Raw genomic sequence first — 23,657 nt, 5'->3', positions numbered from 1 at the left:
ACTGGAATCTGGCGCCCCGTTCCGATTTCATCGGAACGGAAACGGCTCTAGGCGGCCTTTGCGGGCGAGGCGGCCGCCGCAGGCTTGGGCGGCGGCGGCTTCAACGGCTTGTCCTGCTTTTTCGACCAGGAAATGTAATAGGCCACCGTCGTCATGATCGCGATGCCGGCGATGCTGACGAAGATCTGCGCGAACAGCGAGCCCGAGCTCATCGACAGCTCGAAATGGCCGACGAAGGACAGGAACACGCCGACGCAGAATACGGCGAGCGACTGCTGGCCGCAGACGATCAAGGGATCGAACACCTTCCACTCCAGGCCGGGCCAGTCCTTCGGCACGAAGCGGATCACCAGGATCACGATCACGACGAAATGGAGGAAGCGGTAGGGCGCAAGGTTGGTCTTGTCGTTGGGGTTGAAGGCCGAGAACAGCCATCCCGGGAACATGCCGCCGAGGGTGGGGAAGCGGCCGGCCATGGTCATGACCAGCGCGAAGGCGAGATAGCCGAGGCAAAGCCACAGCGTGATCGGCGAATTGATCACGGCTCCCGAACGCCGGGCGCCGCCCATAGCGCACCAGGCGCCGAACACGAACAGCACCTGCCAGGCATACGGATTGAAGTACCACTGGCCGGCCGGATAGGCGGTCAGGTTCAGGCCGTAATGGCGGGCGGCGAGCCACAGCACGATGGACAGCGCCATCGTCAGGTCGGGCTTGCGCAACATGAACCACAGCACCGGCGGAAACAGCCCCATCAGCACGATGTAGAGCGGCAGCACGTCGAGATTGAGCGGCTTGAAGCGCAGGAACAGGCCCTGGCGCAGCGTCTCGGTGGCGTTGTCGACGAGGCCGGCGACGTTGAACTCGTTGATCATGTCGGAATCGCCGAACCGCAGCGCCAGATAGCTGATCGAGGCGATGTAGATCACGAACAGGATGATGTGGGCGACGTAGAGCTGCCAGACCCGCTTGGTTAACCTCGTGGCGCCGACGATGAAGCCGCGCTCGAGCATCATTCGCGCATAGACGAAGGAAGCGGTGTAGCCTGAGATGAAGACGAACAGGTCGGCGGCGTCGGAAAAGCCGTAGTTGCGCGTGGTGATCCAGTTCACCACGTTGTCGGGGATATGGTCGAGGAAGATCGCCCAGTTCGCGATGCCGCGAAACAGGTCGAGCCTGAGGTCACGGCCCTTTTCGGGAAGCGTGGCGTTGATGTTCAGGAAGGCCATGCGACGGAAGCTTTCGGAGGGGGCGGGTACGCTGGTGTCGGCGAGACAGGGCCGCCGGGCGGGATCCCGGCGCGGAAGGCGGGTACGCAATTGTCACGGTGCAGCATAATGACTATACCCGTCGGCAAGGCACCCCCGGGGGACCGGAATCACCGATCAGTTCCCAAAAGGTGTCTCTATACTATGCCCGCGGTTTCCACCAACTGCTACCGTGACGCATCGAAATCGAACGAAAAGACCAAGAGGCCCGGACCACCCATGACCGCACGCATTTTCAAGCCCGCCAAGAACGCGATGCAATCCGGCCGGTCCAAGACCAAGGAATGGCAGCTGGATTACGAGCCGGAGCAGCCGCGTTCGGTCGAGCCGCTGATGGGATGGACCTCGTCCGGCGACATGAAGCAGCAGATCACGCTGCGCTTCCACAGCAAGGAAGAGGCGGTCGCTTATTGCGAGCGCAAGGGCATCGCCTACCAGGTGATCGAGCCGCAGGATTCGATCCGCCGCCCGGTCGCCTATGCCGACAATTTCTCGTTCCGGCGCGGCGAGCCCTGGACGCACTAAGAGGCATTCTCTTCCAAGATGCCGTCATGCCCGGGCTTGTCCCGGGCATCCACGTTTTGGGGGCGCGTTTGAAAGAACGTGTACATCCCGCCCGGCGCTGTGGTGTGGGAGCCAGCAGCCGGCGGCCACTCATGGCGGACGTGCTTCGCGTCGCCGGCTTCGACGTCATCACCAGTGACATTGTCACGTATCGGCGCAGTCGGCCGCACTCGCTCATCTTCGATTTCCTCAACGGCTCGGCGATCGTCCCGCCGCGCTTCTGCGACGTCATCATTACGAACCCGCCATATGGCCCGCAGAACTGCACAGCAGCGAAGTTCGCGCGCCTGGCGCTGCAACGGTGCCCGGGCGTGGTGCGCTCTTGCTGACCGCCAAATTCGATTCCGGCAGCACTCGCCGAGGCCTGTTCGCGGATAACCCGCGCTTCCTGTGCAAGATCGCGTTGACTGACCGGATTAAGTGGTTCGCCGGAGATTACGAAGGAATCGAAGATCACGCCTGGCCGGCGATCGGCGCCACCGGCACGCCCAGGCTTTGCTACGCGGGGCGGGGACAATGACGCTGACACCGAAGGACTGGCGCGAATTCCAGCACTACAAAGACCGCTCTCCGCCGTGGATCAAGCTGCATAAGAAGACCCTCGACAACGCAGATTTTCACCGCTTGCCGGTTGCTAGCAGAACGCTAGCGCCGATGTTGTGGCTTCTCGCGAGCGAGTATGACGACGGCCAAATCACAGCCGAGCTCGACGACATCGCGTGGCGCTTCCGCATGTCGCTTGAGGATCTCCACGCGGCCGTGCGCCCTTTGATCGCAAAGGGACTTTTCATCTCGGATGATCCTGCAAGCGCGCCGCTAGCGCCACGCAAGCCGGATGCTATGCCAGAGAGAGAGGAAGAGGCAGAGAAAGAGGAAGAGACAGACTCTCGGCCGGGCAAAGCCCGACCGGAGCGCGCGCCTTCTCGCTTCGATGAATTCTGGCAGGCCTACCCACGCCGAGACGGGCCGAACCCGCGCAAGCCCGCAGAGACCAGGTTCGATTCGCTGGTCAAGACCGGGCTCGACCCGCAAATGCTGATCGACGCGGCCAAGAAACTCGCCACCGATGAAGGCGCGCGCGGCAACATCGGCACGCGGTTCATTCCCCAGGCCGTGACGTGGCTCAATCAGCAGCGATGGTCCGATCACGCCGCAATCGCGGCTCTGCAGTCGATGGGCCCGACCAACGGCTTCACGATTGAGAACGCCGTCGAGCACTGGGCAAAGCTCGGACGGTGGCCGCGCGGCATGGGCGCAGAGCCTGGAATGGCGAGCTGCGAAGCCTCGCCCGGGCTGCTCGCGCAATACGGGATCGCGCCGGATGGCCGTAAGTTGGTGATGAGCCTAGACGATGCCCTCGAATAGCTCTGGTTGCAGGTGGCGCGGCGCGCAATTAAGGTGCGGATCGGGCGGAGCAGGGGAGGGCTATGTGGGCGTCGAAAGCAAAGGGCAACCGGCGGAGCTAAGCCAAGGATTTGTTTTCAAAGATTGGGCCATCTTTGTTCCGACGCTAACGACCGCGCTTGCGTTAGCCTGGCAAGTCGGCGCCCTAGTGCCGACTGGGGGATTTGAATATTTTAGTATCTCCGACCATCTCGTTGCGGCGGCGAAGGCGTTACCCTTTGCACTCTCAATTTCGTCCGCAGTATCTATGACCTATGTGGTTTATTTTCTGGGGCCGTATCGTCCTCAATCGACGTTTGACCTTGTTGGCAAGCTGATCGGCGTTTATGTCGCGTTTCCCTTTTTAGTGATATTTTACGCCCTTACATTTTATGGCGTTGAGGTGCCGGGCCTCTTTCTCATGTTGACGTTGATTCTCGTCGTTATCGGCGCGTGGTTGTTAAACAGGCGGTCCGTTGACAAGGGCTTGCTGCTATTTTTCGTTTTTATGGGCCTCACGATGCTTTCGACCGCGCTAGCGGTTGATCTGACACTGTGGCGTCTTTGGAGAGTTGATGGTGGCAGAACTCCCCTAGCAACGATTACGACGAAATCCGGAGCGACAAAGGGCTACGTGGTGATGGCTGGTGAGCGGGGGTTCTTGGTGTACAACTCACCTCGCTCGACCACCTTCGTTCGGTCAGATGAAGTGTTGATGATCAACTACCAACGCTAACGCTAACGCTGCTCGCTTCTGAAAGCTGTGCATTAGTTGCGCGCTCATCCACAGATGCAGCTTCGTGTTATTTTCGGCTGCGAGAGGCCCGCGTCAGGGCTAAGACAGCGTTTGGCTGTGCTTGCGGCGGGTTGGAAAGCAGGTGTGTGGTGAGCGATTGGTGGGTAAACCAGAAAAGACCTACAGGACCGAGGTGCGGGGCGGCTTCTTATGGTCACCAAAGACGCGCAAGGGAAACATCCGAAATCCTTTCTATGACAACATGCGCTTGGTCAGACCCGGCGATCTCGTCTTCTCTTTTTGGGATACCAGGATAAAGGCGATCGGGATGTATTACGACGTTGGGGAATTGACCAGGTAACGAACGTCGGGCTCATTTATGCCTGAGCAACAAGCCTATTTGGAGTATCATCGAACGGTGCGATTTCGTCGCTCATAGAATGAGGCCGGCTGCGCCTATCGCGTCGTGTTGGATACCACTATTTCTTTGTTGGGTCGTTCCCCTTCTTCTTTTCTGGTGGCCTCGGCTCTGGCAAGACCTGACAGTTATCTCCATTACATAGCATCCGTGGGCGCGAGGGAGCCGGGGAAGGTGAAGTTGTGGGCGCGGGCCTTGGCTCCGGTTTGATCTGCAATTGCGCGTCATTGGGAGTATTTGTGCCTGTGGATTTCTCAGACGGGCGCAATTCAGGATTAAGCTGAGGCGGAGTCGCCATTGCGGTAGTCGCGATCGTGTCCAAAAATCCTAAAGAAAGCAGGAAAGCAAAGATATTCGCTTTCATTTCTTGCCTCCGTCGTTCACCGTCGCAAAATCATAGTAGCTCGATGTGGCCCAGCCGATTTCCGTGCCGGGTCGCGATTTCCGGGCGTTTCGAAAATAGGTGTATACGCGCACGCCCTTAACATCGGATGGGGTCACAAATTCAAAATCGAGACTCTGTTTTTCTCCTGGTTCGATCTCAGCCGAGGGTTTGAAGGAGACGTTTCGCTCACCTATCAGCGGCCACGAAAAGCGGTCGTCCTTCCTATCGACCCCAGCGGAAGCTTGCTTGAGTTGTGTCGCTGCACACGGCTCATTTGTGCAAGGCGCCAATGGCAATATTTGCTGGACTCGAACTATCGACATGTCGACCAACATTAGAGAGCTCCCGGTGTTGGTCAATTCGAGCCCGACTCGTAACAGATTTTGCTGATCAGACAGCGCGAGGTGAGTGATTTTCTGCTCGATGTTCGCGTGCGGATACTCGCGCCGCTCTTTAATGAAGACGTTGTAAGTCCAAATGCCGCCGATAATGATGGCCGCGATGGTCACAAGACCTTGGATGATGTCCACCTTCTCTTTGAACGCTGCTGCACCAGTCTTTGGGGCGCACATGGCTGAGCTCAAAATATGATTATTGCTAAAATATCGGGCTCAGTATGGTTGCCAGTCCGGAAAAATGCAAGCAAAACGATATTCAGGTTGGCGTGCGCGGGTGGCGTGAACTCGGTCCAAATCTGTGCATGGCTCATGCCGCCATCCACAGATTGCGTTCCGCACGCATTCTCTTCGCAAGGCAAATCAGCGCTCATGATCACGCATGAGCATTCACGATCTTAAGCACCGAATGAGCGACGTCCCGGGCATCGAGGCATTGACCATGGTCATGCTCTCGGGCCGCCAGCACTACAACATCGGCGGCAAGGTGGTGCAGTTGCCCGCCGCCGCGTCTGCCATCGAGGTTGAAGCGGCGATTCGCGCGGCCATGTCGTCGGATGCCATTGCACAGATACCAGCAGGGACGCCTGTGATGACAGCGCCCCATGCAGCGGAGGGGGCCGAAACGATGGTCCCTTCGCAGGCGGGAGAGGCCAGCCCAGTGGCAGCGCTTCATTCTGATGGCGCGCAGCGACGGGGAGCGCGTTTCGTGGCCGGTGCCGACCCACACCAAGAAGGCCGAGGGCCTCGCCTAATCCCCGGCGTCAAGCCGTGGCGGCCGGCCCGCGAAATCATCGATTGGTCGATCAACGGCAAGTCGATATTCAACCGCAAGAAGCCTCTCGCGCCGAAGACGCTCGCGCGCATCTATGCCGGTGCCGCAAAATTTGGCTGGCCGGAGCCGTTCCTGGTCATTCTCCGCAATCACATGGCCGGGCAGAGCGTCAACGATCCACTGCCGACCATCACCGCCGGCGGGACACATATCGGCGTTGCTCAACCAATCCTGCTATCGCAGCACAATTCGGGCGCGGCGCGCTCGGCTGACGACCCTTTGCCTACGATCACCACCGGCGGCGCGGTGGATGGCTGGGATAATCCGAGGGCTATCGTAGATGACAGCTGGAGGTTGACGGACGAGCTCGGCCGGTCGAGACGCCAGCTTTGGCGGGCTCCTCACCCTGATATCTCGACGCAAAACTCGACCTCATCCTGAGGGCACGGCGGAGCCGGCAGTCTCGAAGGATGGGGCGCAGGCAAGCTTCCCGCCCGCGCTTTTCTAGCCCTGGGGAAGCCTAAGGCGGTTGGCACCAATTCCGCCGCGTGCTTCGCTGCTGCGCATGACACGACCATGACGAGGGTGGGGTATGGCCGGGCGTGACCAGCTCGACGGCGTCGATCTGAAGATACTCTCCGAGCTGCAGCAGGACGGGCGGGTGCGCAACAACGAGCTGGCGCTGCGCGTCGGCGTGTCCGCGCCCAATTGCCTGCGACGGCTGAAATTGCTGTTCAGCCGCGGCGTGATCCGGGCGGTTCGCGCCGTCATCGACGAGCGGCTGCTCGGCTATGAGGTGGTTTCGTTCGTCTCGATCCAGCTCGTGAGCCAGGCCCAGCCGGTGCTGGAGGCGTTCGAGAGCTCGATTGCCGCGATCCCGCGCATCCAGCAGTGCTGGCGGATTTCAGGCGACACCGACTACCTGCTGAAATGCGTCGCGCCGAACGTCGAAAGCATGCGCCAGCAGCTGCTGCATTTCGCCGCGATGCCTGACGTGAAGAACGTCCGCAGCTTTCCGGTGCTGGGCGTCGCGAAGGATGTGCCGCTGCCGTTACAGGATGTAGTGGCGGCACCCGTCGGATAGGGCGTTCAAGTCTCGCTACTGAAGTTCCGAAGTCGGGGGCGCTTGCGCGCGGTGCGGTCTATTCGGATAGCTATAATAGCTTAGTAACTCACCTAACTGTGACATGTGATTTAGGCAGGACTGCAATGCGCGCAACCGTGATTGTCGGCATCTTTGCGCTGCCTAGATGCAGGGTGTGAACCTCGGTCTGCGTCGCACGCCGGGGATGCTTTTGTGGGACCCTAAGCAGGAAAAGACATCATGACATCGACTTCGAAGACGATCGCAGCCTCTGCTGCGACGCTGTTTGCGTCTGCGTTTTTTGTTCTGTCGGCGCCGGCTGCGAAGGCCGACGATTATTGCATCACCAACGGCGCCCAGGCCGCTCACGGCTGCGGCTATCCGACGATGGAAGCCTGCCGTCAGGCGGCCGGTGGCATCGGCGGCACGTGCTCGCAGGCCGGCGGCGCCAAGACTAGCAACGATGCGCTCGCCTTCCAGCCGAAGCAGACGAAGCAGCCCAAGGCTCGCCAGGGCGCGCAGAACTAACGCCTGAGATCGCGACCTGATCCGAGAGATTGCGTCCTCCGAGAGTGATCTCGGAGGACGTCAATTTATGACAAGCAGGTGACGCCGCGCCTCAGCGATAGCGCTCGCGAAATTCGCGCGGGCTAGCGCCGGTCCAGGTGCGGAAGGCGCGCGAAAAGCTCTTCTCGTTGCGGAAGCCGGCGATCTCCGCGATCCGCTTGATGGGGGCGCGGCCGCGCATCAGCTCCTGCTTGGCGAGCTCGAACTTTGCCTCTTCCTTGAGATCGCGCAGCGAGGTCGCTTCCTCGCGCAGGCGCCGGTGCATGGTGCGGGTCGAGAGCGCCAACTCGCTTGCGACATCCTCGGCGCCGAGAATGCGCCCGCGTGCATTGCGCAGCACGCGGCGGACGCGCTCGACCAGCAGCCGGTCGCGCCGGTAGGGCAGCACGGTGAGCCGCAGCGCGCCCTTGAGCATGCTGTCGAGATCGGCGGGGCTGCGGGTCAGCGGCAGAGAGAGATAATGTTTGTCGAACACGATGCGGGCGCCGTCCGCATCAAAGCTCAAATGCCTGCAGAAGATCGTCGGATAGACCGAGACGTGGCCCGGCTCGGAATAGGGAAACTCGGCCGCACGCAGCGCGATCGCGGAATCGACGGCCCAGCAGGAAAAGCCGAGGACATAGCGGAGCAGGGTGACCAGGCAGAATTCACGCAAGGGGCCGAGGTCGCGCTGTTCGCGAATGGAGATCGTCGCGGTCTCATCACCAAGCGAGAGCTCGAACAGCACGTCCTCGGTCAGCAGGCGATGATGCCGGCACCAGCGTTTTAGCGCGACTTCGAGATTGGGGGCCGTGATCGAGGCGCGGCACAGCATGCCGTAGGTTCCCCAAGGCAGCCGGCGCGAGAACCAGCCGAGCGCTTCGTCGTCGAGCTCGCGCATGGCATGGCCGGCCAGCGCCTCGAACTGGGCCGCCGTCACCCGTCCGTCGCGGGATCGAACGAGGTCCGCGGTGACCTGCCCCTTGCCCAAGGCTTCGGCCGGATCCCGCCCGTAAAGGGCATAAGCGGCAACCACGCCGCGGACGAAGGCGGCTGGGGTCATGGCGCGGCGGGGCGTCGCGGTCGCGGCTTGAAAGGGCATGAAAAATCCTCGCCAAACTTGGCGGAAAATGCAACCTTTTCGACCGCTGGGACGCCCGGGCGGGGGTAGGTTCGGACCCGACAAGAATACGGAGGAATCGCCTTGAACATCCCGAGCATCGATTTCGATCTGGGCGAAGACATCAGCATGCTGCGCGACACGCTGCGCGCCTTCGTGGAGGCGGAGATCGCCCCGCGCGCCGCCGAGATCGAGAAGGCCAATCTGTTCCCGGCCGACCTCTGGAAGCGCTTTGGCGACCTCGGCCTGCTCGGCATGACCGCGCCGGAGCAATATGGCGGCTCCAGCATGGGCTATCTCGCCCATATCGTCGCCATGGAGGAGATTTCGCGGGGCTCGGCCGCCGTGGGGCTGTCCTACGGCGCCCATTCCAACCTCTGCGTCAACCAGATCCGCCGCAACGGCAACGACGCGCAGCGCGCGCGCTATCTGCCGAAACTGATCTCCGGCGAATATGTCGGCGCGCTCGCGATGTCCGAGCCCGGCGCGGGCTCCGACGTCGTCTCGATGAAGCTGCGCGCAGACAAGCGCGGCGACCGCTATGTCCTCAACGGCTCGAAGATGTGGATCACCAATGGCGGCGACGCCGACGTGCTGGTCGTCTACGCCAAGACCGATCCGGAGGCGGGCCCGCGCGGCATGACCGCCTTCCTGATCGAAAAGGGCTTCAAGGGTTTCACCCACGGCCAGCATCTCGACAAGCTCGGCATGCGCGGCTCCAACACCTATCCGCTGTTCTTCGACGAGTGCGAGGTGCCCGAAGAGAACGTGCTCGGCAAGGTCGGCGAGGGCGTCAAGGTGCTGATGTCCGGCCTCGATTACGAGCGCACGGTGCTGTCGGGCGGCCCGCTCGGCATCATGGCGGCCTGCATGGACGCCGTGGTGCCCTACATGCATGAACGAAAACAGTTCGGCCAGCCGATCGGCGATTTCCAGCTGATGCAGGGCAAGCTCGCCGACATGTACGCGACCTGGCAGTCGGCGCGCGCCTATGTCTATGCGGTTGGGCGCGCCTGCGACCGGGCCGACCACGCCCGCACGCTGCGCAAGGATGCGGCCGCCGCGATCCTCTATTCCGCGGAGAAGGCGACGTGGATGGCCGGCGAGGCGATCCAGGCGCTCGGCGGCGTCGGCTACACCTCCGAATTCCCGGTCGGACGTCTCTGGCGCGACGCAAAACTCTACGAGATCGGCGCCGGCACCTCGGAGGTGCGTCGCATGCTGATCGGCCGCGAGCTGATGTCCGAGACGGCCTGAAACCTTCACCTCATTGGAATCAACATGCCGCTCCATTCCAGCATCGATACGTCTTCATCAGACTTTGCGCGCAATTCCGAGGCCATGCGCGGGCTTGTCGCGGACTTGCGCGAAAAACTGAGCCAGGTCGCCGGCGGCGGCGGCGAGGTCTCGCGCAACCGCCACACCTCGCGCGGCAAGATGCTGGCGCGCGAGCGCGTCGACCTGCTGGTCGATCCCGGCACCTCGTTCATGGAGCTGTCGCCGCTGGCGGCGTACGGCCTCTATGGCGGTGACGTGCATTCGGCGAGCGTCATCACCGGCGTCGGGCGCATCTCGGGCCGCGAATGCGTGATCGTCGCCAACGACGCCACCATCAAGGGCGGCACTTACTATCCGATGACGGTGAAGAAGCATCTGCGCGCGCAGGACGTGGCGCGGCAGAACAATCTTCCCTGCGTCTACATGGTCGATTCCGGCGGCGCCTTCCTGCCGCTTCAGGATGAGATCTTTCCGGACGAGCGCCATTTCGGCCGCATCTTCTACAACCAGGCCCAGATGTCGTCGCAGGGCATTCCGCAGATCGCGATCGTGATGGGCTCCTGCACCGCCGGCGGCGCCTATGTCCCCGCGATGTCGGACGAGAGCATCATCGTGCGCAACCAGGGCACCATCTTCCTCGGCGGCCCGCCGCTGGTGAAGGCCGCGACCGGCGAGGTGGTGAGTGCCGAGGAACTCGGCGGCGCCGACGTGCATTCGCGGCAATCGGGCGTGACCGACCACTACGCCCAGAACGACGCCCATGCGATCGGCATCGCCCGGCGCATCGTCGGCACGCTGAAGCCGTCGGTGCGGCCGAACCTCAACATGCACAGGCCGCGCGATCCGCTGTTTGCGGCGGAAGAGATCTACGGCGTGGTGCCAGTCGACGGCCGCAAGCCGTTCGACGTGCGCGACATTATCGCCCGTATCGTCGACGGCTCGGAGTTCGACGAGTTCAAGAAACTCTACGGCACGACGCTGGTCTGCGGCTTCGCCCATGTCTGGGGCTATCCGGTCGGCATCATCGCCAACAACGGCATCCTGTTCAGCGAGAGCTCGCTGAAGGGGGCGCATTTCATCGAGCTGTGCTGCCAGCGCGGCATTCCCTTGGTGTTCCTGCAGAACATCACGGGCTTCATGGTCGGCAAGAAGTACGAGGCCGGCGGCATCGCGCGCGACGGTGCCAAGCTCGTCACGGCGGTGGCGACCGCCTCGGTGCCGAAATTTACCGTCGTGATCGGCGGCTCCTACGGCGCCGGCAATTACGGCATGTGCGGCCGCGCCTACTCGCCGCGCTTCCTGTGGATGTGGCCGAACGCGCGCATCTCGGTGATGGGCGGCGAGCAGGCCTCGATGGTGCTGAGCCAGGTCCGCCGCGACAACATCGAGGCAAAGGGCGATAGCTGGTCGAAAGAAGAGGAAGACAAGTTCCGCGAGCCCATCCGCGCGCAATATGAGAGCCAGGGGCATCCGTATTACGCGACCGCGCGCCTGTGGGACGACGGCGTGATCGACCCGGCCGACACGCGCCTCGTGCTCGGCCTCGGCCTTTCCGCGGCGTCGAATGCGCCGATTGAGCCTACCAAATTCGGCCTGTTCAGGATGTGATGCGATGGACCGTTCAATGCTCTACCGGCGTTTTCGCACGCTCCTGATCGCCAACCGCGGCGAGATCGCCTGCCGCGTCATCCGCACCGCGCGAGCCATGGGCCTGCGCACGGTCGCGGTCTATTCCGAGGCCGACCGCGACGCGATGCACGTCGCGCTCGCAGATGAAGCCGTGTTGCTCGGTCCGGCGCGGGCGCGCGACAGCTACCTCAGTGCCGAGCGGCTGATCGAGGCCGCGCGCAAGACCGGCGCCGAGGCCGTGCATCCCGGCTACGGCTTCCTGTCCGAAAATGCCGAGTTCGCGCGGGCGTGCCTGGAGGCGGGCCTGGTGTTCGTCGGCCCGACCGCCGCGATGATGACGGCGATGGGCTCGAAGTCCGGCTCCAAGGCGCTGATGGAGAAGGCCGGCGTGCCGCTGGTGCCCGGCTAYCACGGCGAGGCCCAGGACGATGCGACGCTTTCGAAGGCCGCGGACAAGATCGGCTTTCCCATCCTGGTGAAGGCGTCCGCCGGCGGCGGCGGCCGCGGCATGCGCATCGTTCGCTCGGCGGATGAGCTTGGACCGGCGATTGTCAGCGCCAAGCGCGAGGCCAAGGCCGCGTTCGGCGACGACCGCATGCTGATCGAAAAATATGTCGACAATCCCCGTCACATCGAGGTGCAGATCATCGGCGACAGCCACGGCAATCTGCTGTCGCTGTTCGAGCGCGAATGCACGCTGCAGCGCCGGCACCAGAAGGTGATCGAGGAGGCGCCGTCGCCGACGCTCAATCCCGCCCAGCGCGAGACCGTCTGCGCCGCCGCGCGAAAGGCGGCCGGAGCCGTGAACTATGTCGGCGCCGGCACGATCGAGTTCGTCTCCGACGGCAAGGACGTGTTCTTCATCGAGATGAACACGCGTCTTCAGGTCGAGCATCCCGTGACCGAGCTGATCACCGGCATCGATCTGGTCGAGTGGCAGCTGCGCGTCGCCTTCGGCGAGGCACTGCCGCTGAAGCAGGACGAGCTCCGGCTCAATGGCCATGCGGTCGAGGCGCGCGTCTACGCGGAAAACCCGACCAAGAACTTCATGCCGTCGGTCGGGAGGATCTCGACCTGGCGCTTGCCGGCGGAAACGGGCGGCCTGCGCATCGACGCCGGCTATCGCGAAGGCGATACGGTCTCGCCCTATTACGATGCGATGCTCGCAAAAATGATCGCGTGGGCGCCGACGCGGGACGTCGCGATCGAACGGCTGAACCGCGGGCTGCAAGACTCCGACGTCCGCGGCATCGTCACCAATATCCCGTTCCTGTCGGCGCTGATGACGCATCCGAAGGTGCGGACCAATGCGATCGACACTGGCTTCATCGAGCGCGAGCTGGCAGTGCTGACGCAGGCCCCGCCGGCACCCGGCGAGCTCGAGCTATGCGCAGCAGTCGCCGCTGTTATCAACGACGAGCGGCAGTCCGCGCAAGACGAGGCGAGTTCGCCCTGGCAGACCTTCGGCTGGATGCCGGTCGGTCGCCGCCAGCGCAACTTTGCCTTCCGCGTCGGCCATGGACCTGAGCAGAAGATCACGCTGAACTACGGCAGCGGCCCGTCGACGCTGGTGATCGGCGACCGCGAGCTAGCGTTTGCCGTCGTGCCGAAGGATGGCGGCTTCGATCTGACGCTCGATGGCGTCAAATCGCAGGTCGCAGCCGTGATCGACGGCCATGAGCTGTATTTGCGCACACGCAACGGCCGCTTCGACCTGCATTGGGTCGATCCGTTCGGCGGCGAGAGCGAAGAGCATGTCGGCGAGGACAAGATCGCGGCGCCCTTGCCAGGCACGGTCGTCGCCGTGCTGGCCGAGGAGGGCGCCAAGCTCGACAAGGGCGCGCCGATCCTCACCCTGGAAGTGATGAAGATGGAGCAGACGCTGCGCGCGCCCTATGCCGGCGTGCTGAAATCGATCAAATGCAAGGTCGGAGACATCGTCCAGGAGGGCGTCGAGCTCGCCGTGGTCGAGCCATCGGGAGAGTGAGATGAGCGATCCCGTCCGCATCATCGAAATGGGGCCGCGCGACGGCCTCCAGAACGAGAAGACGCCCGTCAGCGTCGAGGCTCGCATCGCCTTCATCGAGGCGCTCGTCGCCGCTGGCCTCACCACGGTCGAGGTCGGCGCCTTCGTGTCGCCCAAGGCGATCCCGCAAATGGCGAGCTCGGACGCCGTGCTGCGCGGCGTAAGCCACGTCACGGGCGCCGAATTCCACGTGCTGGTGCCGAACGAGAAGGGCTATGACGCCGCGCGCGCTGCCGGCGCGCAAGTCGTCTCCGTGTTCGCGGCGGCCTCTGAAGGCTTTTCGCGCGCCAATATCAACTGCACGGTCGCGGAGTCCATCGAGCGCTTCAAGCCGGTGCTGGCGCGTGCCAAGGCGGATGGCGTCAAGGTCCGCGGCTATATCTCCTGCGTGCTGGGCTGTCCGTTCGACGGCGAGATCGAGCCGAAGGCGGTCGCCGATCTCGCCAACACGCTATGGGAACTCGGCTGCTACGAGATCTCGCTCGGCGACACCATCGGTGTCGGCACGCCTAATAAGGCCAAGGAGATGCTGCGCGCGGTTAGCGCCAATATCCCGCCGGCAAAACTCGCGATGCATTTCCACGACACCTACGGCCAGGCACTCGCCAATCTCAATGCCGGCCTGGAGGAGGGCGTCCGCGTCATCGATGCCGCCGCCGGCGGCCTTGGCGGCTGCCCCTACGCGCCGGGCGCGACCGGTAATGTCGCGACCGAGGACGTGGTCTACATGCTCGAAGGCATGGGCATCAGGACCGGCATTGACATGGACAAGCTGCTGGCGGCCACGAACGAGATGAGCGGCGTGCTGGGCAAGCCGCCTGTGAGCCGCGTAGCCTCCGCGCTGAACGCGAAGAAGAAGCGGGCGGCTTCCTAGCTTCGTATGGTGGGCAAAGGCGCGTAGCGCCGTGCCCACCATCTCTCCGCGACCGAATTTGCGAATGGTGGGCACGCTTCCGCTTTGCCCACCCTACGAGACCTTCGCCTACGCCGCCTTCAGCCCGACATCCGGCAGGCGCGGCCGGTTCTTGAGCGCCTTCGCCATCATCGCCTCGACCTCGGCCTTTTCCTGCGGCAGCAGCGCGAGGCGGGGCGGGCGGGTCAGCGCGGTGCCGCGGCCCATGATGTGCTCGCACAGCTTGATGCACTGGACGAGGTCGGGGCGTGCGTCGAGGTGCAGCAGCGGCATGAACCATTCGTAGATCGGCATGGCCTCGGCGAAGCGGCCGGCCTTGGCAAGGCGAAACAGCGTCTCGCCCTCGCGCGGGAAGGCGTTGGACATGCCGGAGACCCAGCCCACCGCGCCCATGGCGATGCTCTCGACGATGACGTCGTCGAGCCCTGCGAACAGCACGAAGCGGTCGCCGACCATATTCCTGGTGTCGATGAAGCGCCGCGTGTCGCCCGAGGAATCCTTGAAGCAGACCACGGTCTCGACGTCGACGAGCGAGGCCAGGATGTCGGGGGTGACGTCGTTCTTGTAGATCGGCGGGTTGTTGTAGAGCATCACCGGCAGGTCGGTCGCGCTGGCAACCGCGCGGAAATGTGCGGCGGTCTCGTGCGGTTTCGACGAATAGACCAGCGCCGGCATCACCATCACGCCGTCGATGCCGACGCGCGCGGCTTCCTTGGCGGTTTCGACCGCAAAGGCGGTGGTGAATTCGGCGATGCCGCATAGCACGGGCACGCGGCCGGCCGCGACGGATTTCGCCGTCTCCATGATCGCGACCTTCTCCTTGCGCTCCAGCGAGGTGTTCTCGCCGACCGAGCCGCAGACGATCAGACCGGAGACGCCGTCGCGGATCAACCCGTCCATGACCTTGGCGGTGGCGTCGATGTCGAGCGAGAGATCATCGTGGAATTGCGTGGTGACGGCCGGGAAGACGCCTTCCCAGGAAACGCGGCGGCTCATGATGTGACTCCAAGTGAGTTTGCCGGCGGGGGGCTGGATCCGCCGGCTGTGGTGAAGAGGATGGCGAATGGGATCAGAGCGTCGCGCCGACCTTGCGCAGCTCGGCGAGAACAGGTGCCTTGGGCAGCCAGATCTTGTCGAACTCGGCGATGACAGCCTCGGTGTCGCCGGGCGGGACCTGGCGGATCGGGATCGGCGCGTTCTTGAAATTCTCGATCAGCGCGGGCTCGTTGGAGGCCAACTCGTCGATCTGCGCGTCCAGCGTCGACTTCACCGTCTTGGCAATCAGCTCGCGGTCGGCTGCGGGGAGCGTCTGCCAGACCCGGCCGGAAACGACCGCGGCCATCGGCATGAAGACGGCGTTCATCTGCAGGATCACTTTGGAGACCTTGTCGAAGCGCTGGTTCCAGGAGAATTCGAGATCGGCCTCGAGGCCATCGACCTGGCCGTTGGCCATCGCGTCGAACACCTGCGGCGTCGGGATCGGCGTCGGTGCGGCACCGAGCGAGGAATAGAAGTCGCGATAGACCGGCGTCGGGTTGATGCGCAGCTTCATGCCCTTGATGTCGGCGAGCGAGTTCAGGTCCTTGGACGAGAACACCGCGCGCATGCCGGTGATGCCCCAGCCGAGGCCGATGGTGCCGGTCTCCTGCGGCAGCACATCGAACAGCTTCACGGCCGCCGGATGCCGCACGAATTTCGCGACCGCAGGCGTCGAGCGGACGATGTAGGGCGCATTGATCGCGGCGATGTGCGGCACGCGCGAGCCGAGCTCGGCGGCCTGGATGAAGCCCATGTCGAGCGCGCCGGACTGCAATTGCTGCATCATCGCGGGCTCGTTGCCGAGCTGGCCGGAATGGAACACGGTCAGGGTGAGCCGGCCGTTGGTGGCCGCCTTGAGATCGTCGCCGAACTTGAGCGCCGCCTTGTTCCAGGAATGGCCGTTGGGCGTGATCAGGCCGAGGCGGAATTCCTTGGCCTGGGCAAGCGCCAGCGACGGTGCGAACACCGAGGCGGCGGCACTGGCGGCGAGAAAGCGGCGGCGTGAAAGCGGCATGGTCGGGCTTCCTTTTGAACGGGCCTATTTGATGAGGATCAGCGAGAGCGAGGGGTAGAGCGAGAGCAGCACCAGCAGGACGCAGGAGATGACGAAGAAGGGCAGCGTCACCATGAACATCTTGCCGGGCTTGGCGCCGGTGACGGCGGCCGCGACGAAGAAGCAGAGCCCGACCGGCGGCGACAGCAGGCCGAGCACGAGGTTGATCACGACGACCACGCCGAAATGCCGGGGATCGATGTGGTAGACGTCGGTTGCAACCGGCAGCAGGATCGGCACCGTCATGATCAGGCCGGGAATGCCGTCGATGACAGTGCCGATGATCAGCAGGATGACGTTGCAGATCAGCATGAAGCTGACCGGGTCCTTGGCGGCGGACTGGATCCAGCCGGCGGTTTCCTGCGGCACCTTGCCGAAGATCAGGACCCAGGAGAACACCGCCGCGGCCGCCACCAGGAACAGCACGATCGCCGAATAGATGGCGCTGCGCAGCATCATCTGCGGCAGCTGCGAGAACTCGAATTCCCTGGTCCAGTATTTCCCGACGAGTGCGGCGGCGACCGCGCCGACCGCAGCGGATTCCGTCGCATTGGCGAGGCCGCTGAGGATGGTGCCGACGATGACGATCGGGATCAGCAGGGTGGGTGACGTCCGCAGGATCGTCATGACGCGCTGGCGCGGCGTCTGATAATCGGCGCGCGGATAGTTGTAGACGTATCCCATCAGCGCGATGACGAGGCAGAACATCACCGTGAGGATCACGCCCGGCACGATGCCGGCGATCAGCATGTCGCTGACCGAGACCTGCGCGAGCACGCTGTAGACCACGAACATCACCGACGGCGGAATGATCGGGCCGAGCATGCCGCCATAGGCGGTCAATCCCGCCGCGAAGGTCTTGTCGTAGCCCTTCTTCTCCATCTCCGGCACCATGATCTGGGCCATGATCGCGACCTGCGCGGTCGCCGATCCCAGGATCGAGGAGATGAACATGTTGGCGAGGATGTTGACGTAGGCGAGCCCGCCCTTGAGCGAGCCGACGAAGGCCATCGCCATGTCGACGATGCGCCGCGTGATGCCGCCGCCGTTCATGATCTCGCCGATCAGGATGAAGAGCGGAATGGCGATCAGGCCGTAGCTGTCGACGCCGCCGAACAGCTGGAGCGGATAGGACTGGAACAGCACCGGATTGCCGGATGCTGCGATGTAGACGAGGCCGGCGAGGCATAGGCAGAGGCCGATCGGCACGCCGACCAGCATGATCGCGACGAAGGCGGCTGACGTGATCATCAGTTGACCCCGTCGAGTTCGGAGAGCGCAAAGCCCTTCGGCGGCGTGCGCGGGACCAGTTCGAGATCTTCCAGCAGGTTGGCGAGGCCGTGGATGGTCATCGAGACCGCGAAGATCGGCAGCGTCAAATAGAGCACCCAGGTCGGCCAGTTCAGCGTCTGGGTGTGCTCGGTGTAGAGAAAGTTGAAGGTCTCAGCCGCGAGCTTGCGCCCGTCGAAGCCGGCGCGCGCGAGACCAATCGGGTCCATCCAGAGCACGCAGGTCACGATCAGTGCGATTCCGAACGCGACGACCATGCCGGTCGAGATCACCTTTGCGATCTTCTGGTGCCGCGGCGAAAGACGTTCCGTCAGCATGGTGACGGCGAAATCGAGCCGCAGCCGCGTCATCGCCGAGGCGCCGACGAAGGTCAGCCAGACAACGCAATAGACCGCGGATTCATCGATCCAGTAGATCGGGAAACGCGCGTAGCGGGTGACGACGTTCACCAGGATCAGCCCGGTGAGCAGGTACATCAGGCCCATCAGCGCGACGCGCTCGACGGCGAGCAGGGCACTGGACGCGCGGACGACCATGTGTCGAACGCTGAGTGCGCGCGTGGCCGGCATCGTCTGCTCGATCATGAAAGAGGCCCCGACCCCTGAGAAATCTCGTGCTATCGGCAAATGTATAATTTATACATTTTGCGTGTCAAACGGAGATTGCGGTCATTTCGGCGGCAGGACGCGCTTTTGCTGGGCACTGGCTTTTGCCGGGCCGCACACTTTTGTTGGGCCCCTCAACATGCAAGAGAGAGACCGCTTCGGCCGGATGAGTCGGGAAGGACAACAGAAGGTCAGATGAAACAGCCTCTGAAGCATCGCACGCTGTCGGCCGCGATCGTCGACCAGCTCAGGCAGGCGATCCTCGACGGCACCTATCCGGCCGGATCGCAGCTACGGCAGGACGCACTTGGCGAGGCCTATGGCGTCAGTCGCATCCCGGTGCGCGAAGCGCTGTTCCAGCTCGAAGCCGAAGGCCTGGTGCGCATCGTCCCGCAGAAGGGCGCGATCGTCTCGGAGCTGTCGCTGGACGAGATCAACGATGTGTTCGACCTGCGCGGAATCCTGGAGCCACGCCTCCTGGCGCAATCGGCGCCGCGTTTCACCGCCGATGATTTCGAAGGGCTCGACGACATCCACAAGAGTTTTGAGAAGGCGATCAAGGCGCGTAACGTCAGCGAATGGGGCCAGCTCAACGCCGATTTTCACATGGCGCTCTACGTTCACGCCCCCCAGCCGCGTACGCGCGCGATCGTGCTGTCACTGCTCCAGACCAGCGACCGCTATACGCGCCTCCAGCTCTCCAACACCAAGGCGATGGGAACAGCCGAGAAGGAGCACGCCCATCTGATCGCGCTCTGCCGCGCGCAGAAGGTCGAGGAGGCCTGCCGCTTCCTGGAGCGGCACATCGAGGCCGTGCGCAAGGATCTGTTGCAGGTGGTGGCCGGCAGCACGATCGCGCCGAAGTCACGGCGGAAGGATAAATCGTAGAGATCTTAGGGTTAGCTCGTAGGGTGGGCAAAGCGAAGCGTGCCCACCACTTTTATCGGGATCGAGGAGAGATGGTGGGCACGGCGCTGCGCGCCTTTGCCCACCCTACGGCAATTGCGATTGCCTCTACCTACTCCCGTCCGGCCCCATCACCAGGTCCGGCAGGCCGGTCGAGATTCCCGGGAAGAAGCACAGCAGCAGCACCGCGAGCATCATCAGCAGCACGAAGGGCAGGGTACCCCAGATCACCTCGCGCAAGGGAATGTCCGGCGCGACGTTGCGGATGACGAAGATGTTGAGGCCGACCGGCGGATGGATCAGCCCCATCTCCATCACGATGGTCATGACTACGCCGAACCAGATGATGTCGAAATTGGCGGCGCGGAGCGGCGGCAGGATGATCGGCGCGGTCATGAGAATAATCGAGACCGGCGGCAGGAAGAAGCCGAGCACGACGACCATGACGAGGATCGCGAACAGCAGCTCCCAGCGCGGCAGGTGCATCGCGACGATGGATTCGGCGACCGATTGCGAGATGTGCAGATAGCTCATCACGTAGGAATAGAGCAGCGACATGCCGATGATCATCATCAGCATGGTCGACTCCCGGATCGTCGACTTCAAGATCGGGGCGAGGTCGCTCGGCCGCCAGACGCTGTAGATCGCCGCGATCAGCGCCAGCGCGAGCAGGCCGCCGAGGCCGGCGGTTTCCGACGGCGTCGCGTAGCCGCCATAGAGCGCGATCATGACGCCGGTGAGCAGCAGCACGAACGGGATCACGCGCGGCAGCACGCTGAAGCGTTCGGCGAGCGTGTATTCGTCGCGGGCCAGGATCGCCGCCTCAGGCCCGCCTTTCTCAAAGATCGCCTGCGCCGCGGCATATTCCTGGCGGAAGCGGATCACCGCATAGGCGCCGAACAGGGACACCAGCAGCAGGCCGGGCCCGATGCCGGCGAGGAAGAGACGGCCGAGCGATTTTTCCGCGGCGACCGCGAACAGGATCATCGTGATCGAGGGCGGCAGCAGAATGCCGAGCGTGCCGCCGGCCGCGATGATGCCGGCGGCAAATCCGCCGGAATAGCCGCGCTTGCGCATCTCGGGGATGCCGGCCGATCCGATCGCCGAGCAGGTCGCGGGGCTGGAGCCCGCCATCGCCGCAAACAGCGCGCAGGCGAACACGTTGGCGACGCCGAGGCCGCCGGGGACGCGATGCAGCCACGCATGCAGGGCCGAATAGAGATCCTGGCCGGCGCGCGATTTGCCGATCGCGGCGCCCTTCAGGATGAAGAGCGGGATCGACAGCAGCGTGATCGAGGCCATTTCTTCGTAGACGTTCTGCGTCACCGTATCCAGGGACGCGGCCGGCATGTAGATGCCCATGAACACGACCGCGACCGCGCCGAGCGCGAACGCGATCGGCATGCCTGAGAACATCACGACCAGCGTCGCGATACCGTAGGCGAGGCCGATACCGAAAACGCTCATGGACGCCTGGCTCCTGCGAAAGGCAGCGCAAGCTGCACGAGGATCTGGATGCAGAGCAGGCTCATCCCGAGCGCCATCAGCGAATAGGGAATGGCGAGCGGCGGCGACCACATCGAGTTTGAGACCTGACCGTCGACATAGGCTTCATGGGTCAGCGTCCAGGACTTCCAGGCGAAAAAGGCGCAGAACAGGAACGTCGCAGCATCGACCAGCCAGAGCCTGATCCGGTTCGCGAGCGGCGACAGCAGGCCGACAAAGGCCTCGATGCCGATATGGCCGCGGTTCTGCTGCACATAGGCCGCCGTCATGAAGGTGGCGCCGACCAGGAGGAATACGGCGGCCTCGTCCTGCCAGTAATTGGCGGCCTTGAACAGAGCGCGGCTGAGCACGCTGTAGCTCAGGATGGCGCAGGCCGCGATCAGCGCGATCGCTGCGAACACGACGATGATGGTGTTGAGGACGGCGAGACCGCGATCGATCGCCGCCGCAAGGCCGGTCCTTGCGGCAGCGTTCGCCTGGTCGTCACGATCCGGAAGCGGACCGTGGCTCATGCGCCGACGTCGGAGGCGAGCTTGAGCAGGTTGGCGGCGGTCGCGGTCTTGGCGCCGTAATCCTTCCACGCGGTGTCGCGGGCGATGTCGCGCCATTTGCCGACGGTGGCGGCATCGAGCGCACTGACCTTGGCGCCGGCCTTCTCGTAGACCTTGGCGACCTCGACGTCGTCGTCCTGCGCGCCCTTGCGGCCGAAGGCTTCGAGCTCGGTGCCGACGGCGAGCAGGACGTCCTGCTGGTTCTTCGGCAGCTTGTCGAAAATCGCCTTCGACATCATCAGCGGCTCGAGCATGAACCAGTAGGAGGCACCCGCACCGGAGGTCAGCGACTTCGCGACCTCTTCGAGCCGGAACGAGATCAGGCTGGTCGAGGAGGTGATGCCGGCATCGCAGGCGCCGGTCTGCATCGCCGCGTAGATTTCGTTCGACGGCACCGAGAGCACCGAGGCGCCGGCGGTCTGGAGCACCATGTCCATTTCGCGCGAGCCGCCGCGCACCTTCATGCCCTTGGCATCTTCAGGAGCGACGATCGGCTTGGAGCGGCTGGCGACGCCGCCGGCCTGCCACACCCAGGTGAGCAGGATGATGCCCTTGTCGGCGAGGAAGTCGGTCAGCGCCTTGCCGACCGGCGCCTTCTTCCAGCGCATGCCCTGGTCGTAGGTGGTCACGAGGCCCGGCATCAGGCCGATATTGGTCTCCGGCAGCTCACCACCGGCGTAAGGCATCGGATAGAGGCTGATGTCGAGCGCGCCCTTGCGCATCGCGGAGAACTGCGCGTTGGTCTTGATCAGCGAGGAGTTCGGATAGATTTCTGCGGCGATGTCGCCTTTGCTGCGCTTGGCGACTTCAGCCGCGAACATGCGGCAAAGCCGGTCGCGGAAGTCGCCCTTGTCGATGGTCCCTCCCGGGAATTGATGCGAGATCTTCAGCGTGGTCGCGGCATGCGCGGTACCCGTGCCGAAGCGAAGAATGGCGGGTGCGGCGACGGCGGTCGCGATCAGATGACGGCGCGTGAGCATGGTGTATCCCCTTGGACGGCCCTTGGCCGGTTCTTGTTTGGTGTGAGGTGGGCTGGGTCCTTGAGACCAGCGCATAGGTCCATCCTAGCCGGTCTCTCACCCAATATTCTCTCATCTGATAGTTCGAGACCGAATGCCGGGGCAAGTGCCGGCCTTGCTGCAGTGCACACGGAACATCCTCGCAGCCGGCCCGCAGAAATTTTGTCAGTGGGCGCGTAACAACGCCAGCGGGCAATCCGTCGAGATCAGATAGCGGCGTCCGTCGCTGACAAACACCATCTCGAAGGGAAATCACTCATGACCATTCGCACCCGCATCGTGCTCGGCGTCTCGGCTGCCGCTCTGTCGCTTGGCCTCGCGCTGTCGCCGGCCGCTTTTGCCCAGGACAAGATGGGCAAGGACGACGGCATGATGAAGAAGGACACGATGTCCAAGGACGGCATGAAGAAGGACACCATGTCCAAGGACGACGGCATGAAGAAGGACCACATGTCGAAGGACGGGATGAAGAAAGACGACGGGATGATGAAGAAGAACTGATCTTCCGCCGTCTTCGCGGCGTCTGCGAAGGCAGCCGCGCGCTTGGAAGTCCGAGGGCGGTCACATGGACCGCCCCCAGCGATGTTTCAGTTCAACTTCACTTGAACGCGACGTGAGTTGAACGTGACTTGCGAACGTTACTTCCGCTTGGCCTTTCGGGCAGCGTAGCGGGCGTCGCGCTTGGCCTTTTGCTCGGCCTCGACTTCAGCCTGCTTGGCGATCGCTTCTTCCGCTTCGCGGGCGATACGCGCGGCTTCGGCCGCTGCAGCTTCTTCCGCAATACGCTTCTGCTCGGCCTTCTCGGCTTCGCGCGCGGCCTTTGCCTCTGCGCGCTTGGCCGCGAGCGCCTCGCGCTCAGCACGACGTGCCGCCACCGCCGGATCATCCAGCCCGGGCTGCGACTTGAATTTGTTCAAAAGATTTTTGCGCGCTTCCTGCGCCGCCTTTTGCCGGTCTGAAAACCCGGGTTCCCTAAATCCACTCACGGGCCTTGCCTTCCTCGCTTTCAATCCTACATCGGTGACTGTTGGTACGTCGGCTGGGCATAGCAGGCACCACGCGACGCAGAAGCGTGTACATCGGCGCGCGTCGCGAAGCCACCCATAATCGCAGCCGATCAGGTAGACGAAAAATCGCCACCACCGACGATCTCTCGTAGCCCCGAAAA

At 63.4% G+C, this 23,657-nt stretch carries 25 protein-coding genes; 14 read left to right on the top strand and 11 right to left on the bottom strand.

The genetic code is table 11. The features are described 5' to 3' along the window. Nucleotides 1-47: 47 nt before the first annotated feature. The gene (locus AB4Z51_RS28265) at nucleotides 48-1,229 is read right to left on the bottom strand and encodes an OpgC domain-containing protein (protein WP_063983449.1); all 1,182 of its coding nucleotides are present in this window, start codon (nucleotides 1,227-1,229) and stop codon (nucleotides 48-50) included. A 258-nt stretch (nucleotides 1,230-1,487) separates the two neighbouring features. Here AB4Z51_RS28265 and AB4Z51_RS28260 point away from each other — a divergent pair, with 258 nt between their 5' ends. The 5 genes from AB4Z51_RS28260 (at nucleotide 1,488) to AB4Z51_RS28240 (ending at nucleotide 3,951) form a co-directional block, all read left to right on the top strand. Further along, the gene (locus tag AB4Z51_RS28260; RefSeq protein ID WP_014495449.1) at nucleotides 1,488-1,793 is read left to right on the top strand and encodes an ETC complex I subunit; all 306 of its coding nucleotides are present in this window, start codon (nucleotides 1,488-1,490) and stop codon (nucleotides 1,791-1,793) included. A gap of 131 nt (nucleotides 1,794-1,924) precedes the next feature. Beyond that, nucleotides 1,925-2,161: a hypothetical protein gene (locus AB4Z51_RS28255; protein ID WP_135213558.1), complete on the top strand. Its 237-nt coding sequence runs from the start codon at nucleotides 1,925-1,927 to the stop codon at nucleotides 2,159-2,161. Then, nucleotides 2,155-2,352 (top strand): hypothetical protein, encoded by a 198-nt coding sequence (locus tag AB4Z51_RS28250; RefSeq protein ID WP_135213559.1) that lies wholly within the window; start codon nucleotides 2,155-2,157, stop codon nucleotides 2,350-2,352. The genes AB4Z51_RS28255 and AB4Z51_RS28250 overlap by 7 nt, the downstream gene beginning before the upstream one ends. Continuing rightward, a complete protein-coding gene (locus AB4Z51_RS28245) occupies nucleotides 2,349-3,197 on the top strand; it encodes a hypothetical protein (protein ID WP_441498435.1) in 849 nt (282 codons plus the stop codon). Before AB4Z51_RS28250 ends, AB4Z51_RS28245 begins: the two co-directional genes overlap by 4 nt. A gap of 64 nt (nucleotides 3,198-3,261) precedes the next feature. Next, nucleotides 3,262-3,951, top strand: a complete 690-nt coding sequence (locus AB4Z51_RS28240; RefSeq protein WP_441498434.1) for a hypothetical protein — start codon at nucleotides 3,262-3,264, stop codon at nucleotides 3,949-3,951. 778 nt (nucleotides 3,952-4,729) lie between these two features. Here AB4Z51_RS28240 and AB4Z51_RS28235 read toward each other — a convergent pair. Beyond that, nucleotides 4,730-5,326: a hypothetical protein gene (locus AB4Z51_RS28235; protein WP_441498433.1), complete on the bottom strand. Its 597-nt coding sequence runs from the start codon at nucleotides 5,324-5,326 to the stop codon at nucleotides 4,730-4,732. A 205-nt stretch (nucleotides 5,327-5,531) separates the two neighbouring features. On the opposite strand from AB4Z51_RS28235, the gene AB4Z51_RS28230 reads away from it, so the two are divergent. From AB4Z51_RS28230 to AB4Z51_RS28220, 3 genes are all read left to right on the top strand, one after another. Further along, on the top strand, nucleotides 5,532-6,365 hold the full coding sequence (locus tag AB4Z51_RS28230) for a hypothetical protein (RefSeq protein ID WP_343287524.1): 834 nt from the start codon (nucleotides 5,532-5,534) through the stop codon (nucleotides 6,363-6,365). Between the two features lie 151 nt (nucleotides 6,366-6,516). Further along, nucleotides 6,517-7,008, top strand: a complete 492-nt coding sequence (locus tag AB4Z51_RS28225; RefSeq protein WP_135213563.1) for an Lrp/AsnC family transcriptional regulator — start codon at nucleotides 6,517-6,519, stop codon at nucleotides 7,006-7,008. A gap of 240 nt (nucleotides 7,009-7,248) precedes the next feature. Further along, nucleotides 7,249-7,536: a DUF3551 domain-containing protein gene (locus AB4Z51_RS28220; protein ID WP_063983447.1), complete on the top strand. Its 288-nt coding sequence runs from the start codon at nucleotides 7,249-7,251 to the stop codon at nucleotides 7,534-7,536. A gap of 91 nt (nucleotides 7,537-7,627) precedes the next feature. Here the strand turns inward: AB4Z51_RS28220 and AB4Z51_RS28215 are convergent, their stop codons facing one another. Beyond that, nucleotides 7,628-8,656 carry an AraC family transcriptional regulator gene (locus AB4Z51_RS28215; protein ID WP_135213564.1) on the bottom strand — a complete coding sequence of 343 codons (1,029 nt, stop codon included), beginning with the start codon at nucleotides 8,654-8,656 and terminating at the stop codon, nucleotides 7,628-7,630. A gap of 147 nt (nucleotides 8,657-8,803) precedes the next feature. On the opposite strand from AB4Z51_RS28215, the gene AB4Z51_RS28210 reads away from it, so the two are divergent. The 4 genes from AB4Z51_RS28210 to AB4Z51_RS28195 are packed head-to-tail and all read left to right on the top strand — an operon-like array spanning nucleotide 8,804 to nucleotide 14,481. Further along, on the top strand, nucleotides 8,804-9,931 hold the full coding sequence (locus AB4Z51_RS28210; protein ID WP_135213850.1) for an isovaleryl-CoA dehydrogenase: 1,128 nt from the start codon (nucleotides 8,804-8,806) through the stop codon (nucleotides 9,929-9,931). Nucleotides 9,932-9,955: 24 nt separating this feature from the next. Next, a complete protein-coding gene (locus AB4Z51_RS28205; RefSeq protein WP_135213565.1) occupies nucleotides 9,956-11,560 on the top strand; it encodes a carboxyl transferase domain-containing protein in 1,605 nt (534 codons plus the stop codon). A gap of 4 nt (nucleotides 11,561-11,564) precedes the next feature. After that, on the top strand, nucleotides 11,565-13,568 hold the full coding sequence (locus AB4Z51_RS28200) for an acetyl/propionyl/methylcrotonyl-CoA carboxylase subunit alpha (protein WP_167767888.1): 2,004 nt from the start codon (nucleotides 11,565-11,567) through the stop codon (nucleotides 13,566-13,568). A gap of 1 nt (nucleotide 13,569) precedes the next feature. Next, nucleotides 13,570-14,481 carry a hydroxymethylglutaryl-CoA lyase gene (locus AB4Z51_RS28195; RefSeq protein WP_441498432.1) on the top strand — a complete coding sequence of 304 codons (912 nt, stop codon included), beginning with the start codon at nucleotides 13,570-13,572 and terminating at the stop codon, nucleotides 14,479-14,481. A gap of 108 nt (nucleotides 14,482-14,589) precedes the next feature. Here AB4Z51_RS28195 and AB4Z51_RS28190 read toward each other — a convergent pair whose 3' ends face one another. The 4 genes from AB4Z51_RS28190 to AB4Z51_RS28175 form a co-directional block, all read right to left on the bottom strand. Next, on the bottom strand, nucleotides 14,590-15,516 hold the full coding sequence (locus AB4Z51_RS28190) for a dihydrodipicolinate synthase family protein (RefSeq protein ID WP_166096502.1): 927 nt from the start codon (nucleotides 15,514-15,516) through the stop codon (nucleotides 14,590-14,592). A gap of 73 nt (nucleotides 15,517-15,589) precedes the next feature. Beyond that, nucleotides 15,590-16,573, bottom strand: a complete 984-nt coding sequence (locus AB4Z51_RS28185) for a TRAP transporter substrate-binding protein (protein WP_038936090.1) — start codon at nucleotides 16,571-16,573, stop codon at nucleotides 15,590-15,592. A gap of 24 nt (nucleotides 16,574-16,597) precedes the next feature. Continuing rightward, the gene (locus tag AB4Z51_RS28180; RefSeq protein ID WP_063983439.1) at nucleotides 16,598-17,863 is read right to left on the bottom strand and encodes a TRAP transporter large permease; all 1,266 of its coding nucleotides are present in this window, start codon (nucleotides 17,861-17,863) and stop codon (nucleotides 16,598-16,600) included. Further along, nucleotides 17,863-18,471: a TRAP transporter small permease gene (locus AB4Z51_RS28175; protein WP_135213851.1), complete on the bottom strand. Its 609-nt coding sequence runs from the start codon at nucleotides 18,469-18,471 to the stop codon at nucleotides 17,863-17,865. The genes AB4Z51_RS28180 and AB4Z51_RS28175 overlap by 1 nt, the downstream gene beginning before the upstream one ends. Before the next feature lie 231 nt (nucleotides 18,472-18,702). Between AB4Z51_RS28175 and AB4Z51_RS28170 the strand changes: the two genes are divergently transcribed. Next, nucleotides 18,703-19,395: a GntR family transcriptional regulator gene (locus tag AB4Z51_RS28170; RefSeq protein ID WP_135213569.1), complete on the top strand. Its 693-nt coding sequence runs from the start codon at nucleotides 18,703-18,705 to the stop codon at nucleotides 19,393-19,395. A gap of 126 nt (nucleotides 19,396-19,521) precedes the next feature. Here AB4Z51_RS28170 and AB4Z51_RS28165 read toward each other — a convergent pair whose 3' ends face one another. From AB4Z51_RS28165 to AB4Z51_RS28155, 3 genes are read right to left on the bottom strand one after another with little or no spacing between them, the layout of a single operon-like run. After that, nucleotides 19,522-20,880, bottom strand: coding sequence for a TRAP transporter large permease (locus tag AB4Z51_RS28165; RefSeq protein WP_063983437.1), 1,359 nt, complete (start codon nucleotides 20,878-20,880; stop codon nucleotides 19,522-19,524). After that, nucleotides 20,877-21,431 carry a TRAP transporter small permease gene (locus AB4Z51_RS28160; protein WP_135213570.1) on the bottom strand — a complete coding sequence of 185 codons (555 nt, stop codon included), beginning with the start codon at nucleotides 21,429-21,431 and terminating at the stop codon, nucleotides 20,877-20,879. Before AB4Z51_RS28160 ends, AB4Z51_RS28165 begins: the two co-directional genes overlap by 4 nt. Then, on the bottom strand, nucleotides 21,428-22,450 hold the full coding sequence (locus tag AB4Z51_RS28155) for a TRAP transporter substrate-binding protein (RefSeq protein ID WP_063983435.1): 1,023 nt from the start codon (nucleotides 22,448-22,450) through the stop codon (nucleotides 21,428-21,430). Before AB4Z51_RS28155 ends, AB4Z51_RS28160 begins: the two co-directional genes overlap by 4 nt. A 297-nt stretch (nucleotides 22,451-22,747) precedes the next feature. Here AB4Z51_RS28155 and AB4Z51_RS28150 point away from each other — a divergent pair, with 297 nt between their 5' ends. Beyond that, a complete protein-coding gene (locus AB4Z51_RS28150) occupies nucleotides 22,748-22,990 on the top strand; it encodes a pentapeptide MXKDX repeat protein (protein WP_028150975.1) in 243 nt (80 codons plus the stop codon). Between the two features lie 137 nt (nucleotides 22,991-23,127). Here AB4Z51_RS28150 and AB4Z51_RS28145 read toward each other — a convergent pair whose 3' ends face one another. Next, the gene (locus tag AB4Z51_RS28145; protein ID WP_071914157.1) at nucleotides 23,128-23,475 is read right to left on the bottom strand and encodes a DUF6481 family protein; all 348 of its coding nucleotides are present in this window, start codon (nucleotides 23,473-23,475) and stop codon (nucleotides 23,128-23,130) included. Between the last annotated feature and the right edge of the window lie 182 nt (nucleotides 23,476-23,657).

Origin of the sequence: Bradyrhizobium sp. 2TAF36 (genome assembly GCF_052114925.1) — a bacterium.
GTDB classification, from domain to species: Bacteria; Pseudomonadota; Alphaproteobacteria; order Rhizobiales; family Xanthobacteraceae; genus Bradyrhizobium; species Bradyrhizobium barranii.
This window is presented reverse-complemented; position numbering and strand designations above follow the sequence as displayed.